The organism is Streptococcus sp. SG1 (assembly GCF_030439935.1).
Lineage (GTDB): Bacteria > Bacillota > Bacilli > Lactobacillales > Streptococcaceae > Streptococcus > Streptococcus gordonii.
Genome location: NZ_JAQFJC010000001.1, coordinates 187,723 through 212,147, shown reverse-complemented (window position 1 = coordinate 212,147; position 24,425 = coordinate 187,723). Strand labels below are relative to the sequence as shown.

The window sequence follows — 24,425 nt, the reverse complement described above, 5'->3', positions numbered from 1 at the left end:
GTTGAAACACGCTAAACATCTAAGAGTAAAAAGGAAATCCAAGGCTAAGAAGGTTGGTTTGACGATCTTACTATTACTTATCTTGACCCTAGTCATAGGTGGGACGGTTATTTATTTCCGCCCATCCGTATTGAAGAATCTTCTTAGCTATGTTCAGGTTTCGAGTCAAGTGAGTAGCTCTACTAAGCCAAGTAGCTCTAAGTCTTCAAGATTAACAAGCTCTGATTCTGATTTACCCAAGGTGTCCTCAGCGGATTGGAATTTAGTCTTGGTTAACCGTGATAATCTACAGGAGGAAAAGACGCCATCTTTGACTCAGGTTGGGGAAATCCGGGTGGATAGTCGTATTGCTGAGAATACCCGGCAGTTCCTTGCTGCGGCTCAGACCATAGCTCCAGGAGAAATACTAATTTCTGGTTATCGGAGTCGTGCAGAGCAAGAAGAGCTCTTTAATGAGAATGTTGCAGCAGAAGAGGCTAAGGGTGTGTCGCATGAAGAGGCTGTTAGTGCTGTCCAGAAACAGATTCAGCTTCCAGGAGCTAGTGAACATCAAACAGGTTTGGCTATTGATATGAGTGTTCCTGAAGGGCTGGAGGATGAACCAGCTGCTAAGATAGCTCAGCTGGCCCCACAATATGGCTTTGTCCTTCGCTATCCCGAAGGCAAGAGTAATATTACTGGAGTTGATTTTGAACACTGGCATTACCGTTATGTCGGCGTAGAGAACGCCCAGTATATGCAAAAGCACAATCTAGTTCTGGAAGAGTACATCGCATTACTAAAGGCAGCAGAAAAATAAATCAAGTAAGTCAGGTTTTCCTGGCTTTTTTTATCGAGAAATTTGCATTATGATGACTAATGTGATATATTTATAACATAAGATGTGATATATTTATAACACTACAGGAGGGTTTGTCATGAAAAAAGGTCAAAAGTTAGTCTTGTTACTACCTTTGTGGATTCTGGTCTTATGCGGAGATTGGGCGGTTTTATCTGGGATTGTTCGATTTAGCTTGCTGGAAAAGTTGATATTAATTGGTGGTACAGGGATTGGTCTGTTTTTTGCTACTTGGGGAGTATTAAAAAGCAAACGAAATGAAGTTAGAGAGAGGAAGGTCTTCTCTATTAAAGAAAAATTAAATGGCATCCTCGTTTTATCTGCTTCGTCCATCTATACACTAGGCATCTGGCTCAGTACGCCATCTGCTGGTCTTTTAAAGGAAATAGTGATGGCAATAGGCCTTCTAGTGCAGCTGATTTTTCTTGTTTACTTTATCTCAAGAAAAGCAGATGAGCAAGCAGATGAGCGTTTTTATGCAAATCTATCTAAGGCTGCCATGACAGCATTTGCTAGCAGTATAGTCGTTCTGTTAACCTTAGCCTTACTTTTAACGATCATGAAGGAGCTGTATATTCCAGGGGGTATCTTTTTTATAGTAGCAGGGGTGCTGGTCTTACTTTTCAATTTTGTATTCATGTATTTGGAAAGTAGAGGGGCATGATGGGGAAAGCAAGCAACCTTATTACAAGTTTGAAGTCTATTCGAGAATCTCATGGCATGACCCAGCAAGAGTTGGCAGAGCGTATTGGTGTCAGGCGAGAGACGATTTTGCATCTAGAAAATAATCGTTACAATCCTTCTCTCGAAATGGCTCTAAAAATTGCACGAGTCTTTGATTTGAAAATAGAGGATCTATTTGAGCTAAAAGAATAATTTAAGCAAGATTCCTATATAAAATCTTGACAACTATATCGGACTGCGATATAATAAATGTATCAAGATTCGATATATCGAAGTGAAAGGGGAGAGAAAAAGATGAGTGGATTAACAGAAAAGCTCAGGCGAGTTTATGCACCGATGACGGAGACGGGATTCTATATTCTCTTTTGTCTCCAGAAAGAAAGGCATGGCTACAGTATTACTCAAAAAGTCAAGGAATTGACAGAAGGTCAGTTGTCAATTAGTCCAGGAACCATGTATGGAACCTTGTCCAAAATGGAAAAGGATGGTCTGATTGCCTTTGTTCGCGAGGAAGAAAAGAGGAAACTCTACCAGATTACAGATCTTGGGCAGAAGATTTTGAACTTGGAAATTCAGCGGATTGAACGCCTTTACCGGAATAGTAAGGAGGATGTTTGATGGGAAAGAAAGTCGTCTACAGGATCTTTACCATTGCAGACTACGATAGAGAAGCGGCTTATTTAAAAAAGATGCATGGCCAAGGCTGGAAGTTGAAAAAAGTAAACTATTCCCCTTTTATAATTGCAGTTCGTTATACTTTTGAAAGAACTTCACCTCAGGAAATGGCTTATCAATTAGATTTTCGTCCTATAAAGAAGGCGGAGCGAGACTCCTATTATCAACTGTTTGATGATTGTGGCTGGGAGCATATTACAAACTTTAATCAGTTTTCCTATTTCCGCAAGCCAGTTTCTCAGCTTGATGCAGAAAGTGACCTCGAGATCTATAATGATGCCTGGTCTAAGCTAGAAATGGTCAAGCGTTTGCTTGTATGGCGGTTTTTCCCAGCCATTGTAGCTTTGTTTTTTGCTACTTATTTAGTTTTAAGTGTAGCTCAAAAAGGTTCAGATGTAAGTTGGTTAGTAAAATGTATCTTATTAATAGATACGGTATTGTTACTTATTTTATTTGGTCAACTGGTTCATATCGGCTTGAGTTTCTGGAGAATGAAGCGGGAGCTCAAAGACTGATAAGTTTTTTATCAATTGTTTTTATGAAAGCGAGGATAATGATGAAAAAAACGATTATTGAAGTTCAAGGCTTAAAAAAGAAGTTCAAGGAACAAGAAGCCTTGGCAGGAATTGATTTTTCCATTCAAGAAGGAGAAATTTTTGGTTTTCTAGGACCATCTGGATCAGGAAAAACAACGACCATTAATATCTTGACTGGGCAGCTAGAGGCAGATGCTGGAACAGCTCATGTGCTGTCTAAAACGGTTGAGGATTTAAAGGTAGAAGTCCTGGAGCAGATAGGGATTGTCAGTGACGCTAGTGGCTTTTATGAAAAAATGTCGCTTTACAACAATCTTAAGGCCTATGCTATGATCTTTGGTGTGGATATGAAGAAAGTCGATGAGCTTCTTCAAAAAGTGGGGCTCTATGATAGTCGCAACAAGGTGGCTGAAAAACTATCTACAGGTATGAAACAACGGATGCTATTGGTCCGTGCCTTGATTAATCAGCCCAAACTGCTCTTTTTAGATGAGCCGACCAGTGGTTTGGATCCGTCAACTTCCCGAACAATCCATGACTTGCTACTGGAACTAAAAGCTCAGGGAACAACTATTTTTCTGACAACTCATGATATGCAGGAAGCTACACTTTTGTGCGATCGTTTGGCCTTATTGCATAAGGGTAAGTTGGTCGAAGTGGGTAGCCCGCATGAGATTATCCAAAAGTACAATACAGATAAGAAAGTTCGTTTAGAATATGTAGATTTGACAACGAAGACGGTGGCCTTTGAGGAATTGCAAGGAGGCATGGATCTGTCAAATGTTATCAGTATTCATTCTTGCGAACCAACTTTAGAAGATGTTTTCATCACTTTGACAGGAGGTACCTTAAATGTCTAATAAATTAAAAGGTATGATTTGGCTGAGAGGTCAAGAGACATTAGCAAATAAAAGTATCCTATTACAAGTTCTCATGCCAGTTTTCTTCGTTTTTCTCTATAAATTTATTTTTTCTCTGAATGGAGCAGGTAAAGAACTGGGAGCAGACAGACTAGCTATCTTGTTAATGAATATTTCTTTGCCCTTCTCTTTAGCCATGTCTGTTGGGACACCCATTATTATCATTTTAGCTGAGGAAAGGGAAAAACATAATTTGCAAAGTTTGCGCTTGGCTGGTGTGACAGCGGGTCAATACATTCTCTCCGCTTTAATCTGGCCGGCGATTATTGGGATTTTTTATATCGTCGTTACCCCGATTTTGATAGGAGCCAAGCTTTCTAATCAGGTATTCAGCTATGGTTTGGTTCTCTTGTTAACCTTGCTAGTCTTAATTTTCTTCTTCTTAATGGTTGGTCTGTTTTGTAAAAATCAAGTCATGGCTCAATCCCTTAGTGTTCCGGCTATGCTCTTGGTAGCTTTTATTCCTATGTTTTCAAATATGAATGAGGATTTATTTAAGGTTCTGCGTTATAGCTTTTTGGGCCTCTTTACTATTTTTATGAAAGATTGGTCTAACTTCCAATTTTGGAGTGGAGAACTTTTGGCTCTCGTTCTCTGGCTACTTCTTTTTGCAGGACTTTCCTTCTACTTAATGAGTCACATGAAATCCTTGGATGATTAAACTAGGTCTTTAGACTGATTTTTAGCACTCTTGTAAAAAGAGTGCTAATTTTTTGAGTTTTTATCTTGACATTGTTTCGGAAGAGTGTATAATAGAATCATGAGTTAGCACTCGAGGTTATCGAGTGCTAACAAAGAAGGGATCTTGAATGGAGGTGGTACCGTGGTAACGGAGCGTCAAAATGAGATTTTAAATTTGATTATTGATATCTTTACCAAGACTCACGAGCCAGTAGGATCTAAAGCTTTACAGGATTCTATCAATTCGAGTAGTGCTACTATCCGAAATGATATGGCAGCTCTAGAAAAACAGGGACTATTGGAGAAGGCTCATACATCTAGTGGTCGTAAACCTAGTGTTGCTGGTTTTCAGTACTTCGTCAAGCATTCGCTATCTTTTGATCGTCTAGCTGAGAATGAACTTTATGAGGTTATCAAGGCCTTTGACCATGAGTTTTTCAACTTGGAGGACATTCTTCAACAGGCAGCGGACCTTCTAGCTAAGCTGAGTGGTTGCACAGTTGTTGCCTTGGATGTCGAACCCAGTCGGCAACGTTTGACAGCATTTGATATCGTAGTACTCAGTCAGCATACGGCTCTAGCAGTCTTCACTCTAGATGAGTCCAATACTATCACCAGTCAGTTTATGATTCCGCGCAACTTCCTAAGAGAAGACTTGGATAGGCTTAAAGCTTTGGTTCAGGAGCGATTTTTGGGACAGACAGTCTTGGATATTCACTACAAGATTCGGACGGAAATTCCTCAGATTATCCAGCGCTATTTCACTACGACAGATAATGTCATTCATCTGTTTGAGCATATCTTCGGTGATATTTTCAAAGAGAATGTTATTGTGTCCGGCAAGGTTGGCTTGTTGAATTTTTCAGATTTGAAGGCCTATCAATTCTTTGATGATTCACAGAAGGTGGCCTTTGAGATTAGAGATAGTCTAGCCGAGGATCAGATGCAAAGTGTGCGCGTGGCAGATAGCCGAGAAAGTTGCTTGTCTGATTTGACCATTATTTCTAGCAAATTTCTGATTCCTTACAGAGGATTTGGAATTTTAGCAGTCATTGGACCAGTCAATCTCGACTATCAGCGAGTGGTCAGCCAGGTTAATGTGATTAATCGTGTCTTGACTATGAAACTGACGGACTTCTATCGCTACCTCAGTAGTAATCACTATGAAGTTCACTAATTACAGTATAATCATTCCTAAAAAGGAGGTGCCTTGTGGCAAAACATAAACATAAAGAACATCCAGAAGATGTAGAAGTAAAAGAAACTGTCGAAACAGCTGAGCAGGCTGAATCAGCAAGTCCCGAAAAATCAGAATTAGAACTAGCAAATGAGCGGGCAGACGATTTTGAGAATAAATATCTCCGTGCTCATGCAGAAATGCAAAACATCCAACGCCGTGCCAATGAAGAGCGTCAGCTCTTGCAACGCTATCGTAGTCAAGATTTAGCGAAAGCGATCTTACCTTCTTTGGACAACCTTGAGCGTGCTCTTGCTGTTGAAGGATTGACAGACGATGTCAAAAAAGGATTGGAAATGGTGCAAGAAAGCTTGGTTCATGCTCTCAAAGAAGAGGGCATCGAAGAAATTCCGGCCGATGGAGAATTTGACCATAACTATCACATGGCTATTCAAACAGTGCCAGCTGATGACGAACATCCAGCAGATACCATCGCACAAGTCTTCCAAAAAGGCTACAAACTCCATGACCGCATCCTAAGACCGGCTATGGTGGTAGTATATAACTAAGATATAGAGCCCGAAAAAGCTCACAGTAAAAATAGGGGATTGACGAAGTGTTCGATGAACACAAGGAAATCTATCTTTTTTACCCAGAGCTTAGGGCGAGTTCGATTAGGCGGTAAGTCATAAATCTGTGATTTCGTTGACGTACCCCCGCAAGGCTGATTAGGCTGGTCACGAGAGTTTCGAAGTGAATTGCCAATCAGCTACTGCGTATCATTTCGACTTCTCATGTCGTAACTTACATAATAGAAAACTCGTCCGAAATGACAATAAACTATGAAGAAAGATAAGAGGCAAGTTTGAGGCTTGCAAGGAAGATATTTCCCACCGTGGTGAAAGTTTCAGTAGCCCGTGCTACTGAAACAGGGGATTTTTGAGACAATAGGCTCAAAAATAAGTGATGAAATCCCGGAGGGAGTTGCTCACGTCCCCACCACTTAAGGGGAATATTAAGAAAAATCAAAAATAGAATATAAAACTTAAGGAGAAAAACACATGTCTAAAATTATCGGTATTGACTTAGGTACAACAAACTCAGCAGTTGCAGTTCTTGAAGGAACTGAAAGCAAAATCATCGCAAATCCAGAAGGAAATCGTACGACTCCATCTGTAGTATCATTTAAAAATGGCGAAATCATCGTTGGTGATGCTGCAAAACGTCAAGCAGTAACAAACCCAGATACAGTAATCTCTATCAAATCTAAGATGGGTACTTCTGAAAAAGTTTCTGCCAACGGTAAAGAATACACTCCACAAGAAATCTCAGCTATGATTCTTCAATACTTGAAAGGCTACGCTGAAGAATATCTTGGTGAAAAAGTAACTAAGGCTGTTATCACAGTTCCAGCTTACTTTAACGATGCGCAACGTCAAGCGACTAAAGACGCTGGTAAAATCGCTGGTCTTGAAGTAGAACGTATCGTTAACGAACCAACTGCAGCAGCTCTTGCTTATGGTTTAGACAAGACTGACAAAGAAGAAAAAATCTTGGTATTTGACCTTGGTGGTGGTACATTTGACGTATCTATTCTTGAATTGGGTGACGGTGTCTTCGATGTATTGGCAACTGCAGGAGACAACAAACTTGGTGGTGACGACTTTGACCAAAAGATTATCGACCACATGGTTGCAGAATTTAAGAAGGAAAATGGCATCGACTTGTCAACTGACAAGATGGCTCTTCAACGTTTGAAAGATGCAGCTGAAAAAGCTAAGAAAGACCTTTCAGGTGTGACTTCAACTCAAATCAGCTTGCCGTTCATCACAGCAGGAGCTGCAGGTCCTCTTCACTTGGAAATGACTCTGACTCGTGCGAAATTTGATGATTTGACTCGTGATCTTGTAGAACGTACAAAAACTCCAGTTCGTCAAGCACTTTCTGATGCAGGCTTGAGCTTGTCAGAAATCGACGAAGTCATCCTTGTTGGTGGATCAACTCGTATCCCAGCTGTTGTAGAAGCTGTTAAGGCTGAAACTGGTAAAGAACCAAACAAATCAGTGAACCCTGATGAAGTGGTTGCCATGGGTGCGGCTATCCAAGGTGGTGTGATCACTGGTGATGTCAAAGACGTTGTCCTTCTTGACGTAACCCCATTGTCACTTGGTATCGAAACAATGGGTGGCGTCTTCACAAAACTTATCGATCGTAACACTACTATTCCAACATCTAAATCACAAGTCTTCTCAACAGCAGCGGACAACCAACCAGCCGTTGATATCCACGTTCTTCAAGGTGAACGCCCAATGGCAGCAGATAACAAGACTCTTGGACGTTTCCAATTGACAGATATCCCAGCTGCACCTCGTGGAATTCCTCAAATCGAAGTAACATTTGATATTGACAAGAACGGTATCGTGTCTGTTAAGGCCAAAGACCTTGGAACTCAAAAAGAACAAACAATTGTCATCCAATCTAACTCAGGTTTAACTGATGAAGAAATCGACCGTATGATGAAAGATGCAGAAGCAAACGCTGAAGCAGATAAGAAACGTAAGGAAGAAGTAGACCTTCGTAACGAAGTTGACCAAGCAATCTTTGCAACTGAAAAGACTATCAAGGAAACTGAAGGCAAAGGCTTTGATGCAGAACGTGATGCTGCCCAAGCTGCCCTTGATGACCTTAAGAAAGCGCAAGAAGACAACAACTTGGACGAAATGAAAGCAAAACTCGAAGCTTTGAACGAAAAAGCTCAAGGACTTGCTGTTAAACTTTACGAACAAGCCGCAGCAGCACAACAAGCTCAAGCAGGAGCAGAAGGCGCACAAGCAACAGGAAACGCAGGCGATGATGTTGTAGACGGAGAGTTTACTGAAAAGTAAAATAATTTATAGGAGGGGAGTTTATGTCAACTATTTACACTACTAATGAGTGGAAGGGACACGGAAAGAATTACTACTGGAATGAATATCGTTTAGAAGGCGATACAGTTGTAAAATATAAGTGTTCTCGCAGTAAATTTTTTGATGGCGATGAAAATGTCTGGAGTGAGGATGAACATGAGGTTGAATCTTGGAGTCTTGATGATGATTCAATGCCAGATTGGTTGAGAAACTATCTATAAATTTTTTTAACAGAGGTTGCAACCCAGCCTCTGTTTTTCGGTAAGATAGAGGGCGATGCTTATGAAAAAAGCACTTTGTATCATTTATCCTAATTTTTCACTTTATGAAGTAGTTGGTCTGACCAGTACTTTAGCTCTATCTTTTGGTATTGAAATCGATTATGTTGGTTCAGATAGAAATGTTATAAGGTCGGAAGATGGATTAGCCTGTCAACCTACTAGAACACTGGATGAAGTAGTTATCGAAGACTATTCTTGTGTGATTTTGCCAGGGATGATAAATATTGCCCCTGCTTTGCACGATGAAAAATTGATTTCTTTCCTAAGAAGTTTGAATCAGCAAGAGATTTTGATTGCAGCTATTTCCTCAGCGCCCATTTTATTGGCGAAAGCAGGCTTATTGAAGGACACGAAATTTACTGGTGGGATTTGGCAAAACTTCTTTGACTATTTTGAATTTCTTCCACGGGAAAATTTCAAAGCTAAAGCTGTCCTGCAAGATAAAAATATCATTACTGCTGTCGGCTTTGCACACCAAGAGTTTGCAAGAAAAGTGCTTCTTAGTCTAGGCTTGGTAGGTAATGCTGACAACTATTTTAAAGAACGGAATCAGTATTCAGAAGAGGAATTGATATTCAATTTGTCAGAAGAAGAATTTGCTGAGATGAAACAGAGCATAAAAAACAACTTCTAAGAATTTTCTTAAAATTTAAAGAAAGGAACAAGGGTGTTCGCAACTGAACACGGGTTCCAAAAATTCTAATTCAATATAAAAGAAAGGAACTGAACCCGACCTAAATCGAGGGTTGGTTTCGAAAACATTATAGAAAGGAACAAGAGTGTTCGCAACTGAACACGGGCTACGGGCTGTGCCAAAAAGATAGTTTTTCCTAGGACACTGGTGTCCGTTGTCAAAACTCCTATTTTGGCTGTGCCCGCTAACGCCCTTTGTATCTTAGATCATGAACAATACAGAATATTATGACCGTCTAGGTGTCTCAAAGAATGCTTCACAGGATGAAATAAAGAGAGCCTATCGGAAATTATCAAAAAAATATCACCCAGATATTAATAAAGATCCTGGGGCAGAAGATAAGTACAAAGAGGTCCAAGAGGCTTATGAGACTTTAAGTGACGAGCAGAAAAGAGCGGCCTATGATCAGTATGGTGCTGCTGGAGCCAATGGTGGTTTTGGCGGTGGCGCAGGTGGCTTTGGAGGCTTTGATGGAGCTGGCTTTGGTGGTTTCGAAGATATCTTCTCAAGTTTCTTTGGTGGCGGTGCTTCGCGAAATCCAAATGCTCCTCGTCAGGGTGACGATCTTCAATATCGTGTAAATCTCAAGTTTGAAGAGGCTATTTTTGGTACTGAAAAGGAAATTAAGTACAATCGGGAAGCGTCTTGTCGTACATGTAGCGGATCAGGTGCTAAGCCAGGGACAAGTCCAGTGACTTGTGGACGCTGTCATGGCTCAGGTGTCATCAATGTAGATACGCAAACTCCTCTGGGCATGATGCGTCGTCAAGTGACCTGTGATGTCTGTCATGGACGCGGAAAAGAAATTAAGGAACCTTGTACGACCTGTCATGGAACAGGACATGAAAAACAAGCCCACAGTGTCCATGTTAAAATCCCAGCAGGTGTGGAAACTGGCCAGCAAGTTCGCTTAGCAGGCCAAGGAGAAGCAGGTTTCAATGGTGGCCCTTATGGAGACTTGTATGTAGTCGTCAATGTCGAACCAAGTGATAAGTTTGAGCGAGATGGATCTACTATGTACTACAAGCTCAATCTAAACTTCGTTCAGGCCGCTCTTGGAGACAGTGTGGATGTTCCAACCGTTCACGGGGATGTTGAGCTCAATATCCCAGAAGGAACTCAGACTGGCAAACGATTCCGCTTGCGTGGCAAGGGAGCTCCTAGTCTCCGTGGTGGAGGTATGGGCGACCAGTATGTTACTGTTAACGTTGTGACCCCAACGGGACTGAATGACAAGCAAAAAGCAGCGCTCAAGGACTTTGCGGCTGCAGGAAATATCAGTGTAAACCCTAAGAAAAAAGGCTTCTTTGACCATATTAAAGATGCTTTTGATGGGGAATAAAAGAAAGGTAGAGAGTGGACTGAAGTTGTAGTTCGCTCTCTTTTTTAGATTTAAGATCTTTGGAAATGCTACTTTAAAATATAGGTATCTGAATTAAATCTCTTTATCATTAAATTATAGAATCTTGCTGAAGGCTCATTGCAGAAAAGGAGGTAATAGCCTATAATGAAGAAAAAGAAACCGTTTACATAATCGGTTTTTCTATTTATCAAAAAGGAGATTTTATGATGGTCTTTCATAGAGAACAGCGTTTTTCTATTCGTAAATTTTCAGTTGGAGCGGCTTCTGTTCTAATTGGAATCACTATGGCTGGACAGGTTGTTTCGGCAGAAGAGCTTCCAACTACGCAGTCAAATGTTGTCGCTCCAGCAGATTCTACTGAACCCAAAGCTACAGAAGAAGTGGCAACCTCTAGTCCCGCACAAGATAAGTCTACAGCAGAGGAAACGTCCGGAGCAAATCCTGTAAACAATAGTGAAGCAACTCCATCAACTTCTGCTCCAGCAGAATCTAATACAGATACTCCTAAGCAAGACAAGACCCCTGAAAAAGATGCTACTGGAGAAGCAGAAAAAAGAAATGATTCTGAGGAGAAAGCTGGCTTACCTACTGATGCACCAAAGGGTCAAGAGTCAGACCGTGTTGATGAAAAACTTGCCATGCGCAAAATGATTTCAGTTGATGCAGGTCGTAAATATTTTAGTCCAGAACAATTGAAAGAAATTGTAGACAAGGCTAAGCGTTATGGTTTTACAGACATGCATTTACTGTTAGGAAATGATGGACTGCGTTTCCAATTGGATGATATGTCATTGACTGTGGGCGGTAAGACCTATTCTAGTGAAGATGTAAAAAAAGCCATTGAAAAAGGGACCAACGATTATTATAATGATCCAAATGGCAATCACTTAACACAAGCTGAAATGACAGACTTGATTGATTATGCTAAACAACAAGGAATCGGTCTTGTTCCGACAATCAATAGCCCGGGCCATATGGATGCGATCCTGAATGCCATGAAGGAGCTGGGAATTAAAAAACCTAATTTTGACTACTTTGGCAAGGAATCTGCTCGAACAGTTGATTTAAATAATCAGCCTGCTGTTGATTTCACAAAAGCCTTGATTGAGAAATATGCTGCATATTTTGCTGGTAAGACGGATATTTTCAATATTGGTTTAGATGAATATGCTAATGATGCGACTAATGCTAAAGGGTGGCAAGTCTTACAAGCGGATAAGTATTATCCAGGAGAAGGTTACCCAGAAAAGGGCTATGAAAAATTCATCGCTTATGCTAATGATCTAGCTAAAATTGTTAAGCGAAATGGTCTGAAGCCAATGGCCTTCAATGATGGTATTTACTATAATTCTGATCAAAGTTTTGGTGAATTTGATAAGGATATTATTGTGTCTTATTGGACTGGTGGCTGGGGAGGCTATGATGTTGCTTCTTCCAAACTTTTGTCTGAAAAAGGGCATAAGATTCTAAATACCAATGATGCTTGGTATTATGTTCTAGGTCGAAATGCAGACGGCCAAGGTTGGTATAATCTAGATCAAGGGTTGAAGGGAATTGCTTCTACACCGATTACAAGTGTTCCTAAGTCTGAGGGGGCAGATATTCCAATTATTGGTGGTATGGTGGCTGCATGGGCAGATGAGCCTTCAGCGCGTTTTTCCCCATCTCGGCTTTACAAGTTGATGCGTCGCTTTGCCGACCAAAATGCTGAGTATTTTGCTGCCAATTATCAAGATGTAGAAAAAGAATTGGCAGCAGTCCCAAGTGACTTAGCTTCTAAATATACACCAGAAAGTATCGCTCGACTTAAGGAAGCAGAAAATGCTGTTAAAGAATTAGACAGCCATCTTAGTCGAAGCAAGCAAGAAGAGATTGATCTTGCGGTTGCTCGCTTAAAAGAAGCCCGTGAGCATCTCCAGCCAACCCCTGATTATCAAAAGGTGCTAGATGCCCAAGCTGAAAGAGAAAAACTAGCTAAGAGCAAGGTGATTTCTATTGACGCTGGTCGGAAATATTTCTCATTGGATCAGCTAAAGAGAATCATTGACAAGGCTAGTGAATTGGGATATTCAGATTTGCATCTGCTAGTTGGAAATGACGGGATGCGCTTCATGTTGGATGACATGACCGTTGAAGCTAACGGTAAAACCTACACAAGTGATGAAGTGAAAGAAGCAATCTTGGCTGGTACCAAGGCTTACTACGATGATCCAAATGGAAATGCCCTCAGCCAGAAAGAGATGGATGAGCTGATTGCTTATGCCAAAGGAAAGGGGATAGGCCTTATTCCAGCACTCAATAGCCCAGGCCATATGGATGCCCTTTTGGTCGCTATGGAAAAACTAGGTATTCAAAATCCTCAGGCTTATTTTGATACACTATCCAAAACAACCCTTGATTTGGAAAATGAAGAAGCCAAGTCCTTTACCAAAGCTTTGATTGGAAAGTATATGGATTACTTTGCAGGCAAAACCAACATTTTCAACTATGGAACGGATGAATATGCCAACGATGCTACCAATGCTCAGGGTTGGTATTATCTCAAATACTACAACCTCTATGGTAAGTTCGCAGAATATGCTAATTCTCTAGCTGCTATGGCAAAAGAGAGAGGTTTGCAACCAATGGCCTTCAACGATGGCTTCTACTACGAAGACAAAGACGATGTTGAGTTTGATAAGGATGTCTTAATCTCCTATTGGTCTAAAGGCTGGTGGGGCTATAACCTGGCATCACCACAGTATTTAGCAAGTAAGGGCTACAAATTCCTCAATACCAATGGGGATTGGTACTACATTTTGGGACAAAAACCGGAAGATGGCGGTGGTTTCTTACAGAAAGCACTTGATAATACTGAAAAGACACCATTTAATCAACTAGCTTCTACCAAGTACCCAGAAGTAGACCTTCCAACAGTCGGTAGCATGATTGCCATCTGGGCTGATAGACCGCAAGCTGAATACAAGGAAGAAGAGATTTTCCAATTAATGACTGCTTTTGCTGATCATAATAAAGACTATTTCAAGGCTAATTATGGCCCTATTCGGGAAGAAATTGCTAAAATTCCAACCGATTTAACCATCTATACACCAGAATCTGTTGCAGCTCTAAAAGCAGCTCAAGATGAGGTTGATTGGGAATTAAGCCGGATGAAGCAAGAAGAGGTGGATAAACTAGCAGCTAAACTAAAAGTTGCTCGCGAAAATCTCAAGCTAATCACCTACAATGGCAGCGCTGATGAGGAAGAAGTTCGCGCTCTTGTGGAATATAAACCATATCTTGATATTCAAACAGAAGAGATTGCCTTTGAGACAAAAGAAGTAGCAAATCCAAACCTTGAAAAAGGTCAACGCAAGATTTTGCAAGTGGGAATCAAAGGTGAAAAAACGAATTTAGTTGAAATATCTGCCCAGGACGGTAGTAGCAAGCTTGTGGAAAGTTTCGTTTCTAAGGATGCTGTAGCCGAAATTGTGGAAATTGGGACAAAAGAAGCAGATTCAGCAAAAATGGGTGGAAGGCAGGTTCAACCAGCCCCGTTGGTTACTCCTTCTGTTAAGGGATCATCACCTATTAGCCAAGTAAGTAAGAAAGAAGAGGGTCTAAAACCGACTCAAACTAAGCAGCCAATAGCTGAACAAAAATTATCTCAACCATCTGCCCAAGCAGTGGCTAAGGACAATAAACTTCCGCAAACTGGAACAACTTCAGCTTGGCCTATAACTCTTCTGGGAACAGCTTTAGCTATGATCGGTTTGGGTGGACGCAAGAAAAGGAAAGGATGATTTATTATCGTTCTAAAAATCGAGTGTAAACCTAGGCTTAAATAATTATTTGGACAAGAATAAAGACGAGGTCAAAGAAAATAGTTTGGCCTCGTCTTTTTGTTTATGACATTATGGGGAATAGGCCCTCTAAGGGGGGTGCTAGCTTAGGTTCTTTTTCTTCACTCGCCTGGTTTTCCAGTTATGATGTGTTGAATTCCTTGATGGATATGAGGGAGCAGTTCAGGTAGAAAATTAGGATAGGCTGTTTGGTGTTGGAGTTCTTCCAAAGGGATCCATTCGACAGTTTCATTTTCTGAAAGACTAGGGAATTGCTGTCCTTTTGGTTTCATCAAGTAATAAAAGCAAATTTCGTGACAGTCTAGTCCTGCCAATCGTCCTGTTTCCTGCCGGAAGAAGTTTTCATGGATAAATACTAGCCGATCAATCTCGTATTCTTGACCGGTTTCTTCTTGGATTTCCCTTTTGACAGCTTCCTGGGAGGATTCTCCCAACTGAATAGCACCTCCGAGTGGATAGAAGTAGCTTTCGTCAGGGTTGGTCATGAAGGCTACGGCTCCTTCTTCTATGATAAGTGCTGCGGCTTTGTATCTGAAACGTCTATGTTCTTCTTGAAAGCTGATATCTGCTAACATTCTTCCCTCCTTTTTTAGAATTAGTATATCATTTTTTTGTTGATAATGGCATAATGAAAATGTTCTTGCTACTACTAGCTTTTCCTGCTACAATAGGTCTTATGACTAGATATAAAGCGATTATTTCCTATGATGGACATGACTTTGCTGGTTTCCAAAGACAGCCTCATGCTAGAAGTGTCCAAGAAGAGATTGAAAAAACCTTGACTCGAATTAACAAAGGCCAGCCTGTGGTCATTCATGGTGCAGGTCGAACAGACAGTGGTGTTCACGCTCTGGGACAAGTCCTACATTTTGATTTACCAGAAGAGCGGGATGAAGAGAAATTGCGTTTTGCCTTGGATACACAGACGCCAGAAGATATTGATTTCATCAGTGTGGAGCGGGTATCGGATGATTTTCACTCTCGCTACAATAAGCACAGCAAGACCTATGAATTTTTGGTGGATATCGGTAGACCCAAGAATCCTATGATGCGCTATTATGCCACACATTATCCTTATCCTCTGGAGCTGAGCCTGATAGAAGAAGCGATTACTCAGCTAGAGGGGACGCATGATTTCACAGGTTTTACTGCTTCGGGGACCAGTGTGGAAGACAAGGTTCGGACCATCACTGAGGCCAAGGTCCGCTATGATGCAGAGCGTAATTTTCTGGTCTTTACTTTTTCGGGCAATGGCTTTCTCTATAAGCAGATTCGAAATATGGTTGGCACACTTCTCAAAATCGGCAACAAGCGTATGCCAATAGAGCAGATCCAGAGGATTTTAGCGGAGAAAGACCGTCATCTAGCAGGGCCAACTGCCGGTCCCAATGGCCTTTATTTGAAAGAAATTAGATATGAAGAATGAAGCTGAGATAATGGTATCTTGGCTTTATTTGATTGGGAGTAGCTTTCTAGAAAAGAGACTAAAAGATTCTTCTCTGATACATTTTTATTTCTATCTGGGAAGTCTCTTTAAAATGTCATATGGAATAGGTGTGAAATGACTATTTGGAGCGATTTTTAGCGATTCTACAAAAAAAGCTGAAAAATTCTCCATTTTTTAGTAGTTTTTAAAGAAATAAATAGCTTTTTCAGGAAAAATCTATTGTAAAAAACATCTAAAAGAATTATGATAATACTATGTGTATAAATGCTGTCTTTTAAAGGCTGATAGGGAGTTGGCTAGTGAAGACTTGGGGAGAAAATTTATACATCCAAACAAATAATGGGAGTTATGAAGTGAAGGATTTTAGAAAAGTACAGGAGAAAATTCAGAAATTTTCGATTAGAAAATTATCTGTTGGTGTAGGTTCCGTTGCAATTGCTGCTTTGATTTTTGGTAGCTTTTTGACTAGTCCAGCTGTTGCTGCTGATGAAGTTGGAAAGACTGGTCAGGCTCATTACACTTATGTTGAAGAGCAAGAGTTAACTGAGCAGGAGAAGGAACTGATTAAGCATGAGCTTCCTTCCGATTTGCAATCAGGTGAGAATTATTACCTGATTTATCGTAAGCAAGGGAAACCAACAGTTTTGCCTCAAACAGGAAATAATGGTCAACCGCTTCTTGGCATGCTAGCTGGGACGGCTATTTTGGCTGTCTTGGTGTTTTCCCGTAAGAAGACTGGCAAGTTGGTGGGAGTGCTTTTGATTGGAGCGTTAGGACAGAGCCTTTTGCTTTCACCTCAAGTTTTTGCACTAGAAAATAAAGAGTTGGTTTCTTATAACCGTCAAGTTCCAATTTCTTCAGGTGTTTCTGAGGCTGATTTAGCCATTGAAGGCTACGACTATATCGGTTACTTTACTGCTTCTGATTTGCATTCTTTGAAGGGGGTGGCACCGGCCTCTCTGACTGAGGAAACTAGTCTTAAACATCAGCTAGCAGTATCAGGAAATTCAAAAACTGGACTGGATGCTAGAGGTCAAGAAAAGCAAACAGAGCTTATAGAAGAGGAAAAACCAGATCAAGATATTTCAAGTCAGGCAGGAAGCATCTCTGGTTCCACCCCTAACCCATCTTCTCAAGTATTACCTCCAAATAAGGAAACATCAAAAGAAGAAAATAAAACAAATCCGAATCAGTCTGAAAAAAGCAGCAGTAGCAAGGGAGAACCAGAAGTTCAACCAGAGCAACCAGCTTATACCGGACCGGTTGGTACAGCGGGAGATACAGCCCCAGTAGAGCCTGCGCTTCCAGCATACACAGGGTCAGTAAATGGCGAACCAGAAGTTCAACCGGAGAAACCAGCTTATACTGGACCGGTTGGTACAGCAGGAGATACAGCCCCAGTAGAGCCCGCTCTTCCAGCATACACAGGATCTGTGAATGGCGAACCAGAAGTTCAACCGGAGAAACCAGCCTATACCGGACCGGTTGGAACAGCGGGAGATATAGCTCCAGTCGAGCCTGCGCTTCCAGCATACACAGGTTCTGTGAATGGCGAACCAGAAGTTCAACCGGAGAAACCAACTTATACAGAGCCGATGGGTACAGCAGGAGATACGGCCCCAGTCGAGCCTGCGCATCCAGAATACACGGGTGGTGTTAACGGGGAATCAACAGTTCAAGCTGAACTGCCTAGTTTGCATACAGAGGTCAAGCTAGAAACAATTGAACCAAAGGTTGTTCACAAAACTGATGATAGCAAGTATCTTGATGAAGAGACAACTGTAGAAGGAACTCCAGGCCAAAAAGAAATTGTAACCAGCTATGAAGTCTTGGATGGCAAGCGGATATCGGAGCCACAAATAACTGAGCGCACCTTGCATGAAGCAGTTGATACAGTGGTCACTCGAGGCACTAAGACTCGCGTTAATAAAGAAGAATTAAGTAAGCAGCTAGCTTTAGCAGCGGCTGTGGATCCTGCAGTTTACACCAATCAATCCTACCAGCAATTGCAAGCAATTAAGAATATGGCTGAGTCGGTTTATCAAACTTCGTCGAGTCAAGATGAAGTAGATGCAGGTGTCAACCAACTCAAGCAGGCTTTAGCCGACTTATTGGCTCTTAAAACAGCGCCAACTCTGACTGTTTCAGCGGTTAAGAAGGATGAATTGCAGAAATCAGCGCAAATTCAATACCAGCTGACGGACAGGGATCAAGCCTTTACTAGTGCTCATGTTCGCCTGAAGAAGGATGGTCAATTAATAGCAGAGCAAAACTTGGCGACCGGTCAGTTGACTGCCAGCTTCAGTGGTTTGGACTACTATACACCTTATGATATCGAGACGACCCTGTCTTATGACTTAGGAAATGGCTCTGAAAGCAAAGAGTTAGCTCGAGAGACAGTTCAGCTTGACCTGAAGAAGGTGGAACTCAAGTCCATCACTAATGTCGCCTTGATGAAGGTTGAGAATGGCCAGACAAAATTGATGCCTACTTTGGCTGAAAAACCAGCAAATCTGGATCAATATTACCTGCACTTTACATCCGATCAGTTCAAGGACACTGTATTGCCGGTTACCTCTATTGAGGAAGTGGTCGTTGATAACCAGCCTGTCTTCAAGATCAAGGCTCAGCTACCAGACTTGTTGCAAAGAAGTGCAACTGGTCTTCAAAACAGCTTTGATTTCTATCTGGAAAAGGCCAAGAAGCGTGAAGGGAATGTCTATTATGACTTCCAAGACCTCTTGGACGGTATCAAGGAAAATCCTTCTGGAACCTTTATTTTGGGTCGCAGTATCAGTGCCAAACTGATTGATAAACCTGCCAACAGCAAATCTTACTTGCCAGGTGAATTCAAAGGCCAGCTGATTGGTGGGCAAAATGGTGAGCGCCATGCGATTTTAGACTTGGCGCATCCTTTATTTGATACGATTACTGGCGGAACGGTCAAGGATATTGACTTTAAGCGAGTTAATATGGTTTATCCAGATTCGCAAGCGGGCGATACAATTGCGACAATTGCTGCTCGTTTGAAGAATAAAGGAGTAATCGAAAACGTCAATGTCCAAGGCTACTTGGAAGGAAGAGACCATATAGCCGGTCTGGTTAACAATATAGAAGGCCAATCTCGAGTTGAAAATGTCTCCTTTAAGGGCCAGATTAAGTCTAAAGGCGGAAACTCTGTAACAGGTGGTATTGCAGGCAGCAACTCTATGTCCTTGGTGAAACGCGCCTACGTTGAAGCGGATATTTGGGTGCACAGTGCTCGTAATGCAGGTATGTTGGTTGCTCAAAACTTCACTGACAATTCAGGCTCAGGCTGGGGCAATTGGGGCAAATTGATGCAGTCCGTTGCCAAAGGTAAGTTGGAGGATGCAGGCTCAAGAAATGCTGCTGGTATCTCTGCTTCCATTTGGCCATATGGAACTATCAATGACACTGTCAGCTATGCTACAGTAGTGAATGGTAAAGAGCTCTTTAGCTCTGATAATGAGATTACCGATGCTTGGATGGGACAAAAACTCCAAAACCTCTTTGGCGTACAGGGACAAAGCTCTGGAACCAAGACAGGAAAAGACGTCAAGTTCCGCCGCTTGACAGAAGCTGAAGCCGAGCAAAAAGTCAAGAGCTATCGGATTACGGCTCTTGAAGAAACCAGTGCAAATGAAGTAACGACTGAGAAACTAAATGCTGCTATCCTGAGAACAAGTACTTATCAAGATAAGCCAGGTTACAAGGCAGAAAATGAACAGCTTTATCAGAACCTAGAACGTTTTATGCCTTTCTACAATCAAGAGTTCTTGATCCACGAAGCCAATAAGCTGGTGGATGCTGGTAAGGCGGGCGACCTGTTGACCAAGAAAGTCTTAGCAGTTCAAGCCCTGAAAGGTAACCAGTTTGTTGCTGGCGGAACGGATGCAGATAAGATCATGGTTCATTTTGCAGACGGAAGCAAGACTATCTACAATCTTCAAAATCAAATACAATTTGAACAGACTGCTCTGCCGGAATATCAGATTGCAGAGCTTGGTACAGTCTATACTCCAAATCACTCAACGGCTGTCAAAGAAGACTTGCTGGCTCAGTTGACTGAGAGCTTGAAGAGTTTCGAACTGTACAGCGATGAAGTCTATCGTTCTGTTGGTCTGCCTAATGATAATGACAAGGTCAACAAAGTGAAGCGCCTCTTCCTAGATGAATCTTTGGCTGAAGTGAAAGCAAACTTGCAGGATATGCTTGGTAAGCTCTTGGCCAATGAATGGACAAGATTCCATGCTGACAATCCAGCAGCTAATGAAGCTTTGAAAACTAAAATCGAAGAAAACAAGACTGCTATCATGCTCGGTCTGACCTACCTCAACCGTTATTACGATCTCAAGTTTGGCGACTATAACCTCAAGGAGCTGGTGCTCTTCAAACCAGATTTCTATGGAGAAAAAGTACCATTGCTGGATCGCTTGATTAAGATTGGTCGTTCGACAGAAAATCAACTGAAAGGGGCAGACAATGTCAATATGTTTGCACGTCAGTTGAAGGCTGAGTCCAAGTCTAGTGATTTGGTAGCTTACTTGGATTACAACCGTCGCCTGCTGACTGACTTTGCGGACATGGATTCATGGTTCAAGGATGCAACTCGAGGCTTTATTCAGTTTGAAGAACGCCAGTCAGAAGTCGAGGAGATTAAGTCTGCTAAGTATCGCGTCTTTGATAACCTCAACTCTGAATATTTCAGCAACTATATCCTTCCACTTCTAACCTTGAAGAATACGCGCTTAGCCATTCTGTCAAACTATAGCACGATGGCCTTTGTCAACAGAGATAAGCGCCGGTCATGGTCTGATGAACGATTTAATGCACGCATCAAGGAAGTAGCGACCCAGCATCGAAATCACGTAGATACTTGGTACAAGCTTCTCTCAGATGATATCAAGTCCAGAATGGTCAAGCAAAATGTAACGGCTGTATGGGATGGTTTTGATGTGGAAGGACGTGGCTGGATTGATGTCAACGGAAATGATAATAAGGGCAATCCTTATGCTCCATCCCGCGAGTTCTTTAACCTAGTTGGCGGCAGAGCTGGTGGCTGGTACAAGTCAAATGGCTACGGTGCCCATGCTGCTGGTTCAATCCGTGTGAACTTCGAAGCCTTTGACCTCTTGACGGAATACGGTGTATCCGTCTTCACGCACGAACTCACCCACGTCAATGACGGCTATATTTATCTGGGCGGACATGGCAGACGACAAGGTATCGGACCAGAAGGCTATGCCCAAGGGTTGCTCCAATCACCTGTTCCTGGTCAGCCAGGCTGGGGTGCTCTGGGTCTCAACATGGCCTTTGATCGTCCAAATGATGGCAGCCTCATTTTCAATAGCTCGCCAAGTCTCTTCAAGAACCGAGCAGACATCGACCATTACATGAAGGGCTATAATGATACTCTCATGCTGCTGGATTATCTTGAAGGTCAAGCAGTTGTGGATAAAGGAAATGCAGCTGCGGCTAAATGGCTCAAGAAGGTTGAGCCTAAGATTGTAGATGCTCGAACTCAATATGATGTCGTGAGAGAGTTGACAGCAGAGGAGAAAGCGGCCATGTCAGTTTCATCTGTAAATGACTTGGTTGACCAAGGCTTGCTTTCTAACCGTGCAGTTGACAATAGAACTTATAATCCTGCTGATTACGACTCTAGTTACATTGCGATTGACTTTATGACGGGTATCTATGGTGGCGGTCAAAACAACACTGGAGCACCAGGCGCCTTGATGTTCAAGCATAATACCTTCAGAATCTGGGGTTACTATGGCTATGAAAAAGGCTTTGTAAGCTATGCTTCCAATAAACACCGTAAGACAGCCAATGAGCAAGGTGTGACTGGTTTGAGCGATAACTTTATCATCAAGCAAATTTCTGAAGGCGAATTTGAAACCATGGAGGCCTTCAAGAAAGCTTACTTCAGAAAAGTTGTGGATAAGGCACAAAGCTCAGGTATTAAGCCGGTGACTATCAACGGAAAAGTCTATAGTACTTATGAAGAACTGAAAGCTGGCTTTGCAGAAGCTGTTGACAAGGATCTGAAGAAGTCTCGTGTCGATGAACGGGTAACCAAGGACTTCAAGTATGCTGTCTTTACACAATTACTCAAGAACACCAACAGCTTTATGGACGAAAACTCTATTTGGGGTTCTTAAGAAAAAGTGTCAAATTTGTTGCGTGTATAATTGCAAATAATGACCTTTAGCAATATGCAATCAATAACCCATTTGGATTAGCTCTGTTTGTGTCGTCACTGACAGTCTGATTCAGATGGGTTATTTTCTTGCGTATTAGTGATTCCTAACATCAGCCATCTCCGATTGTTATACTCTATTTTCAAAAATCTGTCCCCAGACAGTTCCTGTTTTTAGTCCTTGCTGGGGTATTTTTTTCCTGCTAAAATAAACACATAGCACCTTATAAAGCTATTGTTTCGCTGGATTTACGTAAAAAATAGTAGATTTCAGAAGAGAAGACCGCCATCTGGCAGAAGGGCAATAGCAGGTTCAAACGGTATTATCTAAAGGAGATTCGTTATGAAGGATAAACTCATTTTAGCCCTATCGGGTAATGATATATTTAGCGGTGGCGGACTACATGCTGATTTAGCTACCTATACAGTCAATGGTTTGCATGGTTTTGTAGCTGTGACCTGCCTGACTGCGATGACCAACCAAGGATTTGAGGTCCTTCCGGTTGAAGAGGAGGTTTTTACTCAGCAACTATCCAGCCTCAAAGATGTTCCTTTTTCTGCTATTAAAATAGGGCTTTTACCCAATCTAGCAATAGCAGAGCAGGCATTGGAATTTGTCAAGCAGCATGCGGACATACCAGTAGTGTTAGACCCTGTCCTGGTCTGCAAGGAAAATCATGATCTGGAAGTTAGTGCATTGAGAGAAGAACTCATCAGGTTCTTCCCTTATGTCAGCATCATCACGCCTAATTTGGCAGAAGCTCAGCTATTGACCCAAAAAGAAATCAAAACTCTGGAGGACATGCAGGTAGCAGCGAAGGAGCTTTATGATTTAGGAGCCAAGCATGTGGTGATAAAGGGTGGCAATCGCTTGAGCAAGGAGCGGGCGGTGGATGTTTATTATGACGGCCAAGATTTCAAAGTATTGGAATCGCCAGTGCTAGCTAGCAACAATACCGGAGCAGGCTGCACATTTGCTTCCAGCATTGCCAGTCAGTTGCTTCTAGGCAAGTCTCCTTTTGCCGCGGTTCAATTTTCTAAGGATTTTGTTTACGGAGCGATTCAGCGCTCAGATCAATATGGGGTGGTTCAATATGAGAAATAATCAAGTTAAAAAATTAGTTATCTTAGCTTTCATCACAGCTCTGTCTGTCGTTTTGGGGAATTTTTTGAAAATCCCTACGCCTACCGGCTTTTTGACCTTGTTGGATGCAGGGATTTATTTTACAGCTTTCTACTTTGGCCGCAAGGAAGCGGCTATTGTCGGAGGGCTTTCAGGCTTTATGATTGACCTGATTGCCGGCTATCCTCAGTGGATGTTCTTTAGTTTGATTTGCCACGGACTGCAGGGGTTCTTTGCTGGTCTGGAAGGTAAGAGTCGCTATCTTGGTCTAGTTTTGGCCGCAGTTTCTATGGTTGGTGGCTACGCCCTCTTTGACAGTATCATGAATGGTGTTGGAGCAGGTCTAGCTGGGATGTTGGGTAATTTTATGCAGAATGCTTTTGGTTTGGTAGTCGGTTACGTCCTTTACAAAGCTTTTCCAGCTAGTTTGAAAAAGATGGTTACAGTGAAATAAGTGAGGTGAGACATGGACTTAGATAAGATTGGAGCAGAAACGCGTCAGATTCTTCAAGATGTTCTAGATAAAGCGTCCTTGGATGAGGGTGATGTTTTTGTTCTGGGTCTATCCTCTAGTGAGGTTATGGGAGGTCATATCGGCCGAAATTCCAGTCTAGAAGTAGGGCAGGTCATTGTCAAAACAATCCTAGATATCTTGGAAGAGAAGAGGATCTTTCTAGCAGTTCAGGGATGTGAGCATCTCAATCGGGCTTTAGTGGTTGAAAGAAGCTTGGCAAAAAAGAAAGGTTTAGAAATTGTTAACGTTCTCCCCACTCTTCATGCAGGGGGAAGTGGCCAATTGGCAGCTTTCCAGTACATGAAGGATCCTGTTGAGGTGGAATTTATAGTAGCTCAGGCTGGTATAGATATTGGAGATACTGCTATTGGTATGCATGTCAAGCATGTTCAGATTCCTATCAGACCAAAGCTAAAATCAGTGGGTGCTGCCCATGTTACAGCTTTAGCTAGCCGTCCTAAGCTGATTGGCGGTTCAAGAGCAGCTTATAGCGAAGATAAAATAAGAAAAGACTAATAGTA

General features: G+C 41.9%; 20 protein-coding genes. 19 read left to right on the top strand and 1 reads right to left on the bottom strand.

Annotated features, from left to right (window positions below):
• The first annotated feature begins 1 nt into the window (after position 1).
• The 14 genes from PCY06_RS01000 (at position 2) to strH (ending at position 14,537) form a co-directional block, all read left to right on the top strand.
• Positions 2–799 carry a D-alanyl-D-alanine carboxypeptidase family protein gene (locus PCY06_RS01000; protein ID WP_082307194.1) on the top strand — a complete coding sequence of 266 codons (798 nt, stop codon included), beginning with the start codon at positions 2–4 and terminating at the stop codon, positions 797–799.
• Between the two features lie 118 nt (positions 800–917).
• Positions 918–1,502: a DUF3796 domain-containing protein gene (locus tag PCY06_RS00995; RefSeq protein ID WP_082307193.1), complete on the top strand. Its 585-nt coding sequence runs from the start codon at positions 918–920 to the stop codon at positions 1,500–1,502.
• Complete coding sequence (locus PCY06_RS00990) at positions 1,502–1,714, top strand: helix-turn-helix transcriptional regulator (protein ID WP_045505620.1); 213 nt, start codon at positions 1,502–1,504, stop codon at positions 1,712–1,714. The genes PCY06_RS00995 and PCY06_RS00990 overlap by 1 nt, the downstream gene beginning before the upstream one ends.
• Positions 1,715–1,816: 102 nt before the next feature.
• Positions 1,817–2,140: a PadR family transcriptional regulator gene (locus PCY06_RS00985; protein WP_061596137.1), complete on the top strand. Its 324-nt coding sequence runs from the start codon at positions 1,817–1,819 to the stop codon at positions 2,138–2,140.
• The gene (locus PCY06_RS00980) at positions 2,140–2,712 is read left to right on the top strand and encodes a DUF2812 domain-containing protein (protein ID WP_061596136.1); all 573 of its coding nucleotides are present in this window, start codon (positions 2,140–2,142) and stop codon (positions 2,710–2,712) included. Before PCY06_RS00985 ends, PCY06_RS00980 begins: the two co-directional genes overlap by 1 nt.
• Before the next feature lie 23 nt (positions 2,713–2,735).
• Entirely contained in the window at positions 2,736–3,593 is an 858-nt protein-coding gene (locus tag PCY06_RS00975; RefSeq protein WP_037622575.1) for an ABC transporter ATP-binding protein, read from the top strand.
• Positions 3,586–4,314, top strand: coding sequence for an ABC transporter permease (locus PCY06_RS00970; RefSeq protein WP_060970568.1), 729 nt, complete (start codon positions 3,586–3,588; stop codon positions 4,312–4,314). The genes PCY06_RS00975 and PCY06_RS00970 overlap by 8 nt, the downstream gene beginning before the upstream one ends.
• A 162-nt stretch (positions 4,315–4,476) precedes the next feature.
• Positions 4,477–5,511: a heat-inducible transcriptional repressor HrcA gene (gene hrcA / locus PCY06_RS00965; RefSeq protein WP_011999912.1), complete on the top strand. Its 1,035-nt coding sequence runs from the start codon at positions 4,477–4,479 to the stop codon at positions 5,509–5,511.
• A gap of 35 nt (positions 5,512–5,546) precedes the next feature.
• Entirely contained in the window at positions 5,547–6,080 is a 534-nt protein-coding gene (grpE, locus tag PCY06_RS00960; RefSeq protein WP_070494191.1) for a nucleotide exchange factor GrpE, read from the top strand.
• Positions 6,081–6,572: 492 nt separating this feature from the next.
• The gene (gene dnaK, locus PCY06_RS00955) at positions 6,573–8,396 is read left to right on the top strand and encodes a molecular chaperone DnaK (protein WP_045505634.1); all 1,824 of its coding nucleotides are present in this window, start codon (positions 6,573–6,575) and stop codon (positions 8,394–8,396) included.
• A gap of 23 nt (positions 8,397–8,419) precedes the next feature.
• Positions 8,420–8,638: a hypothetical protein gene (locus PCY06_RS00950; RefSeq protein ID WP_003026202.1), complete on the top strand. Its 219-nt coding sequence runs from the start codon at positions 8,420–8,422 to the stop codon at positions 8,636–8,638.
• A gap of 61 nt (positions 8,639–8,699) precedes the next feature.
• Positions 8,700–9,332: a DJ-1/PfpI family protein gene (locus PCY06_RS00945; protein ID WP_070494189.1), complete on the top strand. Its 633-nt coding sequence runs from the start codon at positions 8,700–8,702 to the stop codon at positions 9,330–9,332.
• Between the two features lie 268 nt (positions 9,333–9,600).
• Positions 9,601–10,734 (top strand): molecular chaperone DnaJ, encoded by a 1,134-nt coding sequence (dnaJ, locus tag PCY06_RS00940; protein WP_070494188.1) that lies wholly within the window; start codon positions 9,601–9,603, stop codon positions 10,732–10,734.
• 227 nt (positions 10,735–10,961) lie between these two features.
• Positions 10,962–14,537: an LPXTG-anchored beta-N-acetylhexosaminidase StrH gene (gene strH / locus PCY06_RS00935; protein WP_082307192.1), complete on the top strand. Its 3,576-nt coding sequence runs from the start codon at positions 10,962–10,964 to the stop codon at positions 14,535–14,537.
• A gap of 161 nt (positions 14,538–14,698) precedes the next feature.
• On the opposite strand, the gene PCY06_RS00930 is transcribed toward strH, so the two are convergent.
• Entirely contained in the window at positions 14,699–15,172 is a 474-nt protein-coding gene (locus PCY06_RS00930; RefSeq protein ID WP_045634300.1) for an NUDIX hydrolase, read from the bottom strand.
• A 101-nt stretch (positions 15,173–15,273) separates the two neighbouring features.
• Between PCY06_RS00930 and truA the strand changes: the two genes are divergently transcribed.
• The 5 genes from truA to PCY06_RS00905 all read left to right on the top strand — a co-directional run bounded on the left by truA (position 15,274) and on the right by PCY06_RS00905 (position 24,420).
• On the top strand, positions 15,274–16,023 hold the full coding sequence (gene truA / locus PCY06_RS00925) for a tRNA pseudouridine(38-40) synthase TruA (RefSeq protein ID WP_045634564.1): 750 nt from the start codon (positions 15,274–15,276) through the stop codon (positions 16,021–16,023).
• Positions 16,024–16,397: 374 nt separating this feature from the next.
• Complete coding sequence (locus PCY06_RS00920) at positions 16,398–22,229, top strand: ZmpA/ZmpB/ZmpC family metallo-endopeptidase (RefSeq protein WP_301386950.1); 5,832 nt, start codon at positions 16,398–16,400, stop codon at positions 22,227–22,229.
• Positions 22,230–22,610: 381 nt separating this feature from the next.
• Positions 22,611–23,372, top strand: a complete 762-nt coding sequence (locus tag PCY06_RS00915; protein WP_082307191.1) for a bifunctional hydroxymethylpyrimidine kinase/phosphomethylpyrimidine kinase — start codon at positions 22,611–22,613, stop codon at positions 23,370–23,372.
• Positions 23,362–23,844, top strand: coding sequence for an ECF transporter S component (locus PCY06_RS00910; RefSeq protein WP_082307190.1), 483 nt, complete (start codon positions 23,362–23,364; stop codon positions 23,842–23,844). The genes PCY06_RS00915 and PCY06_RS00910 overlap by 11 nt, the downstream gene beginning before the upstream one ends.
• Positions 23,845–23,856: 12 nt before the next feature.
• A complete protein-coding gene (locus PCY06_RS00905) occupies positions 23,857–24,420 on the top strand; it encodes a TIGR01440 family protein (protein WP_082307189.1) in 564 nt (187 codons plus the stop codon).
• The last annotated feature ends 5 nt before the right edge of the window (positions 24,421–24,425 follow it).

Bases quoted from the DNA above. Each gene is read 5' to 3' on its own strand.
- PCY06_RS00985 (WP_061596137.1), top strand. From the start codon at position 1,817: ATGAGTGGATTAACAGAAAAGCTCAGGCGAGTTTATGCACCGATGACG.
- PCY06_RS00910 (WP_082307190.1), top strand. From the start codon at position 23,362: ATGAGAAATAATCAAGTTAAAAAATTAGTTATCTTAGCTTTCATCACA.
- dnaK (WP_045505634.1), top strand. From the start codon at position 6,573: ATGTCTAAAATTATCGGTATTGACTTAGGTACAACAAACTCAGCAGTT.
- PCY06_RS00930 (WP_045634300.1), bottom strand. From the start codon at position 15,172: ATGTTAGCAGATATCAGCTTTCAAGAAGAACATAGACGTTTCAGATAC.
- PCY06_RS00950 (WP_003026202.1), top strand. From the start codon at position 8,420: ATGTCAACTATTTACACTACTAATGAGTGGAAGGGACACGGAAAGAAT.
- dnaJ (WP_070494188.1), top strand. From the start codon at position 9,601: ATGAACAATACAGAATATTATGACCGTCTAGGTGTCTCAAAGAATGCT.
- strH (WP_082307192.1), top strand. From the start codon at position 10,962: ATGGTCTTTCATAGAGAACAGCGTTTTTCTATTCGTAAATTTTCAGTT.
- PCY06_RS00980 (WP_061596136.1), top strand. From the start codon at position 2,140: ATGGGAAAGAAAGTCGTCTACAGGATCTTTACCATTGCAGACTACGAT.
- PCY06_RS00905 (WP_082307189.1), top strand. From the start codon at position 23,857: ATGGACTTAGATAAGATTGGAGCAGAAACGCGTCAGATTCTTCAAGAT.
- truA (WP_045634564.1), top strand. From the start codon at position 15,274: ATGACTAGATATAAAGCGATTATTTCCTATGATGGACATGACTTTGCT.
- PCY06_RS00915 (WP_082307191.1), top strand. From the start codon at position 22,611: ATGAAGGATAAACTCATTTTAGCCCTATCGGGTAATGATATATTTAGC.
- PCY06_RS00975 (WP_037622575.1), top strand. From the start codon at position 2,736: ATGAAAGCGAGGATAATGATGAAAAAAACGATTATTGAAGTTCAAGGC.
- PCY06_RS00995 (WP_082307193.1), top strand. From the start codon at position 918: ATGAAAAAAGGTCAAAAGTTAGTCTTGTTACTACCTTTGTGGATTCTG.
- PCY06_RS00970 (WP_060970568.1), top strand. From the start codon at position 3,586: ATGTCTAATAAATTAAAAGGTATGATTTGGCTGAGAGGTCAAGAGACA.
- PCY06_RS00945 (WP_070494189.1), top strand. From the start codon at position 8,700: ATGAAAAAAGCACTTTGTATCATTTATCCTAATTTTTCACTTTATGAA.
- PCY06_RS00990 (WP_045505620.1), top strand. From the start codon at position 1,502: ATGGGGAAAGCAAGCAACCTTATTACAAGTTTGAAGTCTATTCGAGAA.